Raw genomic sequence first — 12,662 nt, forward strand, 5'->3', positions numbered from 1 at the left:
GCTAGTGGGCATTGGGCGTGCCTGGGTTGCTGGAGGTCGGCTCCAGGGCGCTGCCGGCGAACAGCGCGTCCAGGGCGTCGACCAGGGCCGGGTCGAAGCGCCAGGCGTGGATGCCGGGGGCGGGCGGGCCGGGCACGGCAGCGCTGGCGGAGCCTGCGTCGGCTGCGTTGCGGGTGGCATCCAGGCCGCGACAGAACAGGTACCGCACGCCGCCGAAGTCGCGGGTGTAGTCGTAGCCGCCACCATCGGCGGCGTCGCCCAGGCGGAAGCGCAGCCAGCGGTGCAAGGCCACGGTGTAGATCAGCGCCTGCAGCTCGTACTCGCTGTGCGCCATGGCGCGGGCCAGGGCGTCGGCGTCATAGCTGGGCAAGCGGTTGGATTTGTAGTCGAGCACGTACCAGCGGCCGTCGACGGTGTAGGTGAGATCGATCAGGCCGGTCATCAGGCCTTCCAGGCGGTGGCGCGCGCCGAACGCCTGGCGGTCGCCGACCACACCAAACCGATGCAGCAACGCCAGCAGCGCATCGACGCGGGTGGGCCGCATGGCGAAGTGGAATTCCATTTCGTTGCGGCGCTGCGGCTCGGGCACGCCGGCCAGGGCGGTGCCTTCGGGCAATACCACGGTGAGGGTGTGGCCGATCAGGGCGGTGAGCACGCGCAGGCCGTCGTCGAGGTCGTCCTGGGCATAGCCGCCGCGCTGCAGGGCCTCGAGGATCGGCGCGGCCTGACCCTCGGGCGCGGGTTGGCCGGGCTGCCACGCGTGCCAGGCGGCAAAGTCGCAGCGCTCGAACACGTCGTGCATCACCACGCCGAAGCGGTTGCCTGCAAAACGCGCATCGAACGGTTCGGCCTCGGTGGCTGCGGCAACTGCCACCGCCTCGCTGCCGGACGGTTCGTCGCTGCCGCCACTGCCGACCACGGTGGCGCTGGCCATCGGGTCGATGGCGGCGCCGGCGTCGGCGTCGGCGTTGGCCAGCTGGGTGAAGCTGTAGACCCACCATTCCGGCGCGATGTGCCGCTGCGGACTGCGCGCCGGCGGCACCTGCGCTTCGAGTGGCGGCGGCAGGCGCGGCAGGTTGGCTGGCGGGGTGCTGGTGTCCACCACCACCCCACCCTCGCCTGCCGCGTCTTGCAACGCATCGAGCGCGCGCAGCATGCCCGACAAAGCGGTGCGTTCGTGCTGATGGAAGCTGCCGCTGGCGATCCACAGCGCATGCTCGGCGCGGGTCAGGCCGACGTAGAGCAGGCGTGCGTCTTCGGCACGTTGTTCCTGCTTCCAGGCGGCTTCGGCGGCGCTCCAGGTCGGGTCGTCTTTCTCACGGCTCCATTTGGACACGTTCCAATGCAGCTGACGGCCGCTATCCGGCGCATGCACCACGCAATGGCGGCCAGCGCCCTTGTCGCTGCGGCCGATGCCGATGTACGGCAAAAACACCAGCGGATATTCCAGGCCTTTGCTCTTGTGCAGGGTGACGATCTGCACGCGGCGCGCGTCCGATTCCAGCCGCAGTTGCTGGGCTTCGTCATTGTCGTCGGCATTGGCCATGCGGCGTGCCAGCCAGTCGACCAAACCATGCGGGCCGAGTGCGCGCACGTCGGCTTCCTGCAGCAGTTCGGCCAGTTGCAGGTAATTGGTGAGGCGACGCTCGCCATCGACCAGCGCGAGCAGGCGTTGCCCGTGCGTGGCGCCCAACTCGCCGATCAAGGCCAGCGGGCCGCCGCGCTGCCAGCGCTCGCGCCAGTCCAGTGCGTGCTGCTGCCAGCGGCGATGGCGTTCGCCATCGCGTTCCAGCGCGGCAATGGCGATGGCGTCTTCGCCGATCAACACCGTGGCCAGCGCGGCGCGCAGGCGGCTGTCGTCGCCGGGGTCGAGCAAGGCCTGCAGCAGGGCCAGCAGTTCCAATGCTTCGTCAGTGGCGAACAGGCTCTGCTTGCCGGCGGCAACCGCCGGAATGCCCATCGCGCCCAGCGCTTGCTGGATGCGTGTGGCCTCGCCGTGGCTACGCACCAGCACGGCGATATCGCCGGCCTGCACCGGGTTGCCATTGATGGTGGCGGTGCCGTCGCGACCACCAGCCAGCCAGCTGCGGATGGCGGCCACGCAGGCGACGGTGGCCAGCTCGCGCGCGCGGCCGGCGCTCCAGGGTTTGGGCTTTCCCTTGCTAGGCGGCGGTTCGGGCGCGCGCCACAGCGTCAGCGCCGGGGCGGTGGCGCCATCGCGTTGCAGGTCGGCATCGCTGCGCTTGGTGCCGGCCTGCACCGGATGGAAGGCGATGCCGTCGGTGAGAAAGGCGTCGGTGTAGCCGGCCTGCGCGTACAGCGCATCGATCGCCGCCAGCACGCCGGGGCGCGAGCGGAAATTATGGCTCAGCGGTGGCGCCAGTTCGGCGGTGATTGCGGCGGCCAGATAGGTGCGCACATCGCCGCCGCGAAAGCCGTAGATGGCCTGCTTGGGGTCGCCGATCAAAAACAGCGCCGGCTCCAGACCGGCCGCACGTGCAAGCGGGCCTTCGCCGAACACGGTGGAAAAGATCGACCACTGACGGTCGTCGGTGTCCTGGAATTCGTCCACCAGCGCGATGGCGTATTGCGCGCGCAGGCGTTGCACCAGGGCATCGGCTTGCGGACCTTGCAGTGCGTGCGCCACGCCATCGACCAGGTCGTCGTAGGTCTGCACACGGCGCTGGCGCTTGAGTAGCGCGAGCCGTGCGATGGCATCGTCGCGCAGGGCATGCAGCAGACGGATGCGGCGGCGTGTGCGCCATTCTTCGACACGTGCCAGCGCCGTGAGATAGCCGTCGATTTCGTGGCTCATCGGCGAGGCCGGCGTGCGATCGACAAACTTCTTGTTGGTGCCCGATGCCAATTCGGCAGCGGTCAACTTGAGCAGCTTGGGATGCGGCGCGTGCTCGTGCGTTGGCGCGGCGGCGAAGCTGTCGAACCAGTGCCACAGCGCGGTGAGCCACTCCGGTTTGTAACTGACCTTGCTCAAGATGCCGCCATCGATGGCGGACATGATGGATTCGAAAAAGGCCGTGCCATGCGCGTGGAATGCGCTTGCCAGCGCGTGGCGGGCATCGTGCACCGCCTGCAGCAAAGCGGCGGCATCGTCGCTGCTGGCATCGGACGCTGCCGGCAGGATCGCCGCGTGCCGCACCAATGCGCGCAGATCGGTGGCCAGCGCAGGCGGGCCACCCGACCACAGCGCGATCAGGTCTTCGGCCATCACCGCATCGGCCGCACGTTGGCGCCACAGATCGGCGGCCACTTCGCTCAGCAGTTCGCGGTCGTTGGCGAGCAGTTGCGGCGCGGCGAAGGCCTGGCCGCTTTCCAGCGCATGTTCGCGCAGCACGCGCGCGCAGAAGCCGTGGATGGTGAACACGGCGGCCAGATCGATTTCTTCCACCGCCTGCTGCAAGCGGCGACGCAACGCGGCCGGGGTTTCATCGCCGGTGGCCAGATGCGCGGTGAGGATGGCGCGGGTGAGCAGGACGTCGGGCGCTTCCTGTAGGAGCGGCCTTGGCCGCGACAGGACGTCGGCGAGGTCGGTCGCGGCCGATGCCGCTCCTACAGAAGCTGATGGAGCGTTGGATGCCTGCGTTGCAGGTGGTTTGGTCGCGGCCAGGTCCGCTCCTACGACGGTGTCGGGTACCAGGGAGGCGGCCAGCACCAGGCGTTCGCGGATGCGGCGGCGCAATTCCTGCGTGGCCGCTTCGGTAAAGGTCACCGCCAGGATCTGGCCGATGCGCAAGCCACGCTCGACTACCAAGCGGGTGAACAACGTGGCCAGGGTGAAGGTCTTGCCGGTACCGGCGCTGGCTTCGATCAGGCGCACGCCGTGCAGCGGCAACTGCAGATACGGGTCGCTCACAGGCGCGCTCATTCGGCGTCGTCCTGGGCGCCGTGCCAGTGCCGCCAACTGTCGATCAGACGCTCCGGGTCGAGCGTGGTGTCGGTGTTGCCGCGTTCGAGCAGGTCGTACACGCGATGGCTGGTGGTGGCGAAGTCGGTAAAGCGCTGCGCATCGGCAAACGGGTCGCGGCCGCGATTGACCAAGCGTAATTCCGGGCTGTGCGACTCGCTCCAACCGAAGCTGGCCTGCCATTGCCCGGCGGCGTCCTTGATGGCTTTGTCCAGATCATCGCTGCGTGCGGCCTGGTGATATTTCCAGCTGCTGTACGGCGCAAACGCCAGCGGCATTTGCAGGCCGTGGCGATACAGCTGCAATAGCTCGCCCAAGGCATGTTGCGCTTGCGTCTGCGAGAGCGGTTCGGCATCGATGGGATACGGGCCCAGGCCGTCGTCCTGCTCGAAGAAACGCACATACGGCACGCGCTCGCCGGCGGCGCGCAGCAGCAACCATTCCAGGCCATGACGGATCGCACTGCGGCCACTGAGCGCGCCAACCTGCACGCGCCCCACGCCATCGGCATACCAGCCGGGCACGCGGCCGTGGACGTCGATATCGCCGATCTGCACCTGCAAGCGGCGCGACTGCGCCGGCGCATCGCCACGCCATTGCCGAAAGGCGTCGGCATACGGGCGCAGCTGCGCCACACGCTCGTCGAGTTGACGGCGGCCGAGCGGGCCCGATGGCAGCAAGGCGCGTGCGCGCAGCCGCTCGTACAACCCATCCACTTCACCCGCCAACGCCGCCTCGAACACCTGCTGCTGCAACCCGTATTGATCCAGCCCGCGCGTGGGCGCGAGCAGCGGTTCCAGATCGCTGTCTTCGCTGGCCGGGTCGGGCAAGCGGATGCCCAAGCGATGGCGCAAAAACTGCCCGGCCGGGTCGCCGAACAAGCGGCGTAGATCGTCGATGGACACGCTGGCGGGCAAGGCGATGTGATCGGCCGGCAGCGCACCGGCCACCCACGGCGCCAGCGGCTGGCGCTGGCCGGTGAGGCTATCCACGGCCGGGCGCCATTGCCGGCGATAACTGAACCGCCGTGGGTCTGCGCCGTCATCGCCCAGCGCACCGAATGCGGCGGCGGCAAACGGCTGCAACGGGTGATGCACCACCAGCGTGTCGATCGCCGTTGGGTTGGCGTGGTACTGCGCCGCGCTCGCCAGCAGTTCGCTGACCAGCACAGACGGCTCGCGCACGCTGCCATCGCGCGCATCGGCGCCGAGATAACTGAGATAGAACACGTCCTGCGCAGAAGCGAACAATTGCAAAAATAAAAAGCGGTCGTCCTCGCGGGTGGAACGGTCGCCATGCCGGCGACGCTCGGTGCCCAATTCTGCGGTGAGCCGATTGAGCCCGGCGGCCGGGTCGCGGCGCGGGAAATCGCCATCGTTCATGCCGAGCAAACAGATCGCGCGGAACGGCAGCAAGCGCATCGGCACCATGCGGCCGAAACTGATGCCGCCGGTCAGCAGCGGCGCACGCGTGTCCGACTCGCCCAGTATCGCTTCAAAATGCGCACGCACCACCTCGGCCGGCACCTTGCCGGCGTAGTGCGCGCGCTGCGCATCGCGGGCGAATTGATCGATCAGGCTGCGCAACCGATCCAGCGCGCGCTGCGCGCGCGGGGCCGATGGCGCGGTGGGAATCAACGCATCCAGCAGCTCGAGCAAACGCTCGCGCCAGTCGACAGGCGGCATCGGCTCGGCCAGCACGGACTGATGGCGTTCGAGCACGCGCAGCAACCGCATCAGCGTGTCGAGTGCGGTCAGTGCGCTGCCTTCCAGCTGCGGCCATGGCGCCACGCCATCGATGTCGTCGTCGGCGCCGCTGGCATGGCCGAGTAGCAGCCGGTCCAGCGCAAAACGCCAGGTGTAAGCGTCATCGCCCGGCGCCTGATGCTGACGCCGATGCAACGCATCCAGCCCCCAGCGCGCGCCGGCCGCGTGCAGCCAGGTGCGCAAGCGTTCCAGCCCGGCGTCGTCCAGCCCGGCGGCCTCGGCGATCGGCGCGCTGGCCAGCAAATCGAGGATTTCATGCAGCCCAAAGCGTGCGATCGGCAACTTGAGCAAGGTCAAAAACACCTCGGCCAACGGCTCGCTCGCCAACGGACTGGCGTCGGCCAAGGCGTACGGCAATGCATCGTCGCTGCCATGGCTGCCGAACACCGCCTCCAGATACGGCACATACGGGTCGATGTTGGGCGACAGCACCGCAATCTCGCGCGGCTGCAAGGGCGGGTCGAAGCGCGGGTCGTCGAGTAAGGCGCGTAACTGGTCGTGCAACACCTGCAGCTCGCGCAAGCGCGTGTGGCAGGCATGCACCTGCAGGCTGGGGTCATGCAGATTCACCGCCGGCAATGCCGCAGGCACGGCGGGTGCGCGACGATGAAACAGATCGCTCTGCATACGCCGCAGCAGGCTGTCGCCCACGCCGCCATCGGCAAGTGCGCGACGGCCGGTGTCGAGCGGGTCGGCGTAGGCGGCGATCTCGGCCAGTGGATGCACCACCTCGTAATCGCCCACCAGCGCCATGAAATCGCGCCCGGCCGCGCCCCAGGCCTGCAGCAACGGGTTTTCCTGCACTTGATCGACGAATAGCTGCACTGCGCCGTCTTCGCGGCGGCGCTGCCACAGCGTCTGCAGATCGCCCCAATAGCCTTGCGTGGGCGTGGGCAGATAGAAATGCAGCGTGCCCACGCGCGCTTGCGTGGCCAGCACGCGCAGCACGTCGGGCGAGATATTGAGGATGGCGAAGGCGAACAGGCGCGTTGGCAAGCCCTGCGGCAACGGCCCATCGGCGCGCGCGTAACGGTCCAGATACTGGCCGATGCGGCGCGCACGGTATTGCCGCCCGCTGGCGATGCTGCGCCACAGCCGTGCCTGCGGGTCGTCCGGATCGGCGCCACCTTCCCAACGCAGCAGCCAGTCGCGTCGCCATGCCTGATACTTTTCGAATACGTTGCCCAACTCGCCGGCCAACGCCCATGGCTTGAGCGCATCGCCATCGGCCAGATAGCCGGCCAGCGGTGCCAGCGCGGCGTCGCTGCCCAGATCCGATTGCAACGTCGCGTACAGGCGCCACTGCGTGGTCGCCATGTCCAGGTCATCGTCGGCCGGGCCGAGGTTGCGCTCCAGCGCGCGCGCCACGAATTCGCCCGGGGTGAGAAATTCCAGATTGGCCGCCACGCCATGCTCGGCGGCCAGCGTGGACTGCAGCCAACGCCGCATCGCCACCTGCGGGATCAGCACCACCTCCGGCTGCAACACCGGCTGCCCGGGCACTGACCGACGCAGCTCCTGCGCGAGTAAGGCAGCCAGGGTATCCAGCGCATTGGAAGGATAGAGACGAAAATCGGGCGCGGAGGTGGCGTGCATGCGTGCGGCATTGTGCCGGATGGCGAGGGAATGCGCTGTCGACCTGCCCGATGCGCGCCAGTCGATGTGCTTGCACATGCTGCGCAGAGGCGTGGTGTCCGCAACATGGCAACTGCGCTCAGGCGAGCACGGCCAGTGACAGGGATCGGTGTCGCCATCGGTTGCGGCCGCGCAGCCTACGCAGCGTCATGCGAGCCATGCTGCGCGCAACGTGTCGACTGCCCTCTGCATGTGTAAGCCAACCGCAAGCGACAAGTACCTCGCTCGATGCCTGTGCCGGCGCAGGCCGATGCGCCTGCACGTGCTGCGCCGACACGCGGCATCCGCAACATGGCAACTGCGCTCAGGCGAGCACGGCCAGTGGCAGGGATCGGTGTCGCCATCGCTTGCTGCCGCGCAGCCTACGCAGCGGCATGCGAGCAATGCTGCGCGCGACCTGTCGCCTGCCCTGTGTACTTAGCCAACAGCAAGCGACACGCACCTCGGTGCGCCCTACCTGCCACTCCTGCACGCGCCACAAACGCGATGGGCCGAGCAGTGCCCGGCCCATCGCATTGCCTTTACTGCGGCGCGTGCGGCGCGATCAGTATTTCTTTTCCAGATTGATCATCCAGGTCTGGTCGTTGCCGCTGTCGCCATCGGTGATGCCGCGGTATTCCAGCCGCGTGGACAGGCCTTGTTCGGTCAGCAATGCCGCGCCGATGCCCACCATCAAGCGGTTGCGATCGAACGCGCTCTGGCCGGTGCGATAGAACGGCCCGCCAGACAGATCGGCATAGCTCAGAGTGGCATCGCCACGGCCCTGGAAGTCGCGCTGATATTCCACCCGCAGCTGCGGGGTCAGGCGGCCCCAGCTCACTTCGCGACGCCATTCCAGACGCAGGCCCAGGTTACCGGTGGTGGTGGCCACATCCATGTCGGCATAGCGCAACGCGAACGGTGCCACGCCGTCTTCGCTATAGCCGTCCAGGGTGGCGCGCGAGACATCCAGCCGCGCATACGGGGTGATCTGCAGGCTGTCGCGCTGCAGGTCCGCACCGGTCGACAGCGAGGCGATCCACTGCTTGCCGTCGCGGTTGCCTTCGGCCAGCGAGCCATCGTCGGTCACATAGCGGCGCAGGTCGTACGACAACAACTGGTAACCGACCAGGGTGTCGAAGAAGAACGCCTTGCCCGGATGGAAGCTTGCATACACGGCCATGGTGTACGCGTTGCCCTTGCTATGGCTGCCGTTGTTGCCCACGTCGCTGTCATCGCGGCCCCAACCCAGGCCTGCACCGATCGCCAGCGACTGCGCCACCCGGTAATCCGCACCCACGCTCAAGCCGTCGGTCTGGAAGTCCACACCGTTGCTGCTGGCCTGCCGGTTCAAGCTGCCCGAGCGGATCGCACCACCGATCCACAGACCCAGATCGCCCTGTCCCTGCGCCTGCGCGGTGCCGCTGGACGCCACTGCCGGCGCATCGCGGAAGTCGTTATCGGCATCCTGCGTGTCCGGGCTGCATGGCTGCGCACTGACACCGCGCTCGGCCTGGCGGCAATGCGAGGTGGGCTGGAAGCTCACCGCATTGCTGAAGCTGCCGCCGCCGCGATGGGTGGCCTCCAGACGGCGCTGGAAGTTGTCGATCTGCGCGCGCGCAAACCGCCGTGTGGACTCGGACTGCGCATCGATCAACCCACGCACTTCCGCATCCTGGCTCGGGTCGCGGCGCGGTGCGATGTTGAACACCACGCTGGCCGGCGCCGAGGTGGCGAACGCGTTGGACAAGGTGAACTGCACCGTCGCCTGGCCGACAAATGCCGGGTTGGGCGTAAAGGTCAGCGTAAAGGTAGGCACTTCGGCCATCGCGGTCGCGGCCGGCGACAGACCGGAAGCGCGTGCCGCCGATGCGGTGGCGGCACCACCGACACGGGTGATGGTGGCGGTACCGGCCGAGGCCGGCAGCACCGAAACCACCGCGGCGGCCACGAACGGCCCGCCGGTGGCGTTGCGGGTGATATCCACCTGCTGCGCTTCGCCGGGCACCGCCTCTGCGGTCACCGACACCGCAACCGGCCGCGCGTTGACCGTGATGGTCAGCGTGGTCGCCGCCGAGGTACCGCCACTGCCGGTGGCGGTGTAGCTCACCACGTCGGTGCCGATGAAGCCGGCGGTCGGGGTATAGACCAGCTGCAAGCCATCGACCACGGCAGTGCCGTTGGTGGGTGCGGTGGTGATGGCGATCGCGGTGATGGTGCCGGTGTCGTTGCCGGTCACCGCCACCGTCACTGCCGTGCCATCCATGGTCGCGGCGGTGTCTGCAACCGCCACCGGCGCGGCGCTACCCACGCTGAAGCTATAGGCCTGCGCAGCGCTGGCGGCACTGGCATCGGTCACGGTGATGGTGAAGTTGCTGACGCCTTCGCCGCTGGGCGTGCCCGACAGCGTGCCATTGGCGGCCAGGGTCAAACCAGCTGGCAAAGTGCCGCTGGTCACCGCGAAGCTGTAAGGCGCCACGCCACCGGACACGGTCAAGGTCTGGCTATACGCGGTGCCGGTGACTGCCGGTGGCAGCGTGTTCTGCCCGATCACCAGCGTGGCTGCGCCGATGGTCAACACATAACTGCGCGAGGCCTGCGCCGCAGGACTGGGCGTGCTGTCGGAGGCGGTGAGCGTGAAGTTGAAGTTGCCCGACACCGTCGGCGTGCCGCTCAGCCCGCCGGTCGCGGTATCCAGCACGATGCCCGCCGGCAACGTGCCAGCGCTCAGCGCATAGCTGTACGGCGCAGTGCCGCCGGTGGCCGGGCTGATCGCTGCCGTATACGCCTGCCCAGCCGTGCCTGCCGGCAAGGTGGATGCGGGCAGCACCAGGGTCGGGCCGGCCACTGTCAACGCATACGCCCGCGTCCCGGTGAAGCTGTTGGCATCGCTCGCCTCAACCGTGAAGTTGAACGTGCCTTCCACGGTCGGCGTGCCCGACAGCGTGCCATTGCCGGCCAGGGTCAGGCCACCCGGCAACACGCCAGCGGCGATCGTGTAGCTGTAAGGCGCAGTGCCGCCGCTGGCGCTCAACGCCTGGCTGTATGCCGTACCGCGGGTTGCAGCGGGCAGCGTGGTGGGCGCCAGCACGATGGTGGGCGCGGCGATGGTCAGCGTGTAGCTCTGAGTGGCAGTGGACGGCGTACCGGTCGTGCTGTCGGTGGCGGTCAGGGAGAAGTTGTAGGTACCAGGTGCCGTGGGCGTGCCGCTGAGCGCAGCGGTGCCGCTGTTGAGCGTGATACCCGCCGGCAGCGCACCGGCACTGAGCGTGTAGGTATACGGCGCGATGCCGCCGCTCGCCGGCGTGATGGCCGCCGTGTAGGCCTGACCGGCGGTGCCGGCGGCCAGCGAGGTCGCCGGAAGCGTGACGGTGGCGCCCGCAACAACCAGGGTGTAAGCGCGGCTTCCGGTCGTCGGGGCACCGCTGTCGGTCGCCCTTACCGTGAAGTTGAAGCTGCCGGAGGCGGTGGGAGTGCCGGACAGAACGCCCGCAGCGCTCAGGGTCAGCCCGGGTGGCAACGCACCGGCAGTGATCACGAAGGTATAAGGCGCGGTACCGCCGCTGGCCGACACCGTCTGGCTGTAGGCGCTGCCTGCCGTCGCTGCCGGCAGCGACGCCGGTGCGACGGTGACCACCGCATCGTCGTTGACGATGGTGCCGGTGCCGGTGGCGCGCGCGATGGACGCGTTGCTGGCGCTGGACAGGCCCATGGTGAAGGTTTCATTGGGTTCGACAGTGTTGTCGCCGCTGACGGTGACGATCACGCTCTGCGCCGTGACGCCCGGCGCGAAGGTCAGCGTGCCCGAGCGGGAGACATAGTCGTTGCCGGCAATGGCGGTGCCGTCGGCGGTGGAGTAGTTGACCGACACGGTCTGGCCGCTTGCCGCGCTCAGGCTCACGGTAAAGGTGAGCAGGGTGGACCCGCTATTGCCTTCGTTCACGCTGACATCGTTGATCGACAGCGCAGGCAGCGTATCGTCGTTGACGATGCTGCCCTGACCCTGCGCGTCGCTGACGGCGGCGCCAGCGACGTTGCTGACGTTGACGAAGAAGGTTTCGTTGGGCTCGCTGAGCGTGTCGCCGTTGACCAGCACGGTGAAGGTATAGCTGCTGCTGCCGGCGGGAATCGTCTGCCCGGTCAGGCTGGAAGCGGAGTAGTCCACGCCTGCGGTAGCGGTGCCGTCGGCGGTGGCGATGTCGAAGCTGACCCCGCCGGCGCCGGCCGGCTGGCTCAGCGACACGGTGAAGGTGGCATTGGTGGTGCCGGCATTGCCCTCGTTCACGGAGACGTCGTTGATCGACAGCAACGGCTGGTCGTCATTGAGGATGGTGCCGGAGACGCTGTTGGGCGAGCCCACGCTGTAGCCGCTGCCTGCGCTCAGGCTGATGTCGACGGTCTCGTCGGGTTCGACGGTGCTGTCGGCGGTCGGGTTGATGGTGATGGTGCCCGTGGTCTGGCCGGCAGCGATCACCAGCGGCGAACTCACGGCCGCGTAGTCGGTGCCCGAGGTCGCGCTGCCGCCAACGCTGTAAGCGACTGACACTGCGCTCGCCGGCACTTGGTCGAGCGTGACGGTGTAGACCAGATTGGTGGCACCGTCCTCGGCCACACTGACCGGCGACAAGGTGATCGACGCGGTGGGCAGATCGTCGTTGAGGATGGTTGCGGTGGCGCTGGACGGGCTGCCGACGCCATAGCCGGTGCCGCTGACTACGCTGACCACGACCGTCTCGTCTGCCTCCACCGAGGTATCGGAGACCGGAGTGACGGCGAAGCTGGCCGAGGCGGTGTTGGCGGGCACCACGACGCTGCTCACCGAGCCGGTGTAATCGACGCCGTTGGTGGCGGTGCCGCTACGGTTGAGGTTCACCGTGGTGGCCGTACCGCTGGTCTGGCTCAGCGTCACCGTATAGGTGAACGATAAACCGCTGTCTTCGTTGCGACTGGCCGGGCTCACCGCGATGCTGGCGGTGCGCGACGGATTGATGGTGATGTTGAAGACGACCTGGTTGTTGTCTTCGTCAAGCAGGTAAAACGAGTCCGACGTGGCGCCGTCCCCGTTGTTGAAATAGGTCACCTGTTCGGTGCTGTCGGGATTCTGACCGGGAGCGCTGTAACTGCCATGCGCAGGAGATATACCGGGATCTAACATGCCGATGTTGGAAGGGCCGTCGCAGTCGCCAACTTCAAAGGACACCGAGCCGCCGGAGTTGATGGTGGCGCTTTTCGGACTCGGGCAGTAGGCAGCCATGGCAACGTGAGACGTCGCCAACAACAACAGCGCCAACATCCAACGCAATAGCGGGCGCACGCCACCCAAGGCGGCGAAAGTCGTGGACATAAGTTTTCCCCAAAAA

The 12,662-nt window shown here is 67.8% G+C and carries 3 protein-coding genes; all 3 read right to left on the reverse strand.

Annotation, left to right across the window (positions count from 1 at the left end; translation table 11 throughout):
- Position 1: 1 nt before the first annotated feature.
- Entirely contained in the window at positions 2-3,883 is a 3,882-nt protein-coding gene (recB, locus tag VC212_RS20030; protein WP_323526728.1) for an exodeoxyribonuclease V subunit beta, read from the reverse strand.
- Positions 3,880-7,284: an exodeoxyribonuclease V subunit gamma gene (gene recC / locus VC212_RS20035; protein WP_323526729.1), complete on the reverse strand. Its 3,405-nt coding sequence runs from the start codon at positions 7,282-7,284 to the stop codon at positions 3,880-3,882. The genes recB and recC overlap by 4 nt, the downstream gene beginning before the upstream one ends.
- 583 nt (positions 7,285-7,867) lie before the next feature.
- Positions 7,868-12,646, reverse strand: a complete 4,779-nt coding sequence (locus VC212_RS20040) for a putative Ig domain-containing protein (RefSeq protein ID WP_323526730.1) — start codon at positions 12,644-12,646, stop codon at positions 7,868-7,870.
- Positions 12,647-12,662 lie beyond the last annotated feature (16 nt).

The sequence above is a fragment of the Xanthomonas sp. WHRI 8932A genome (assembly GCF_035012785.1).
Taxonomy (GTDB): Bacteria; Pseudomonadota; Gammaproteobacteria; order Xanthomonadales; family Xanthomonadaceae; genus Xanthomonas.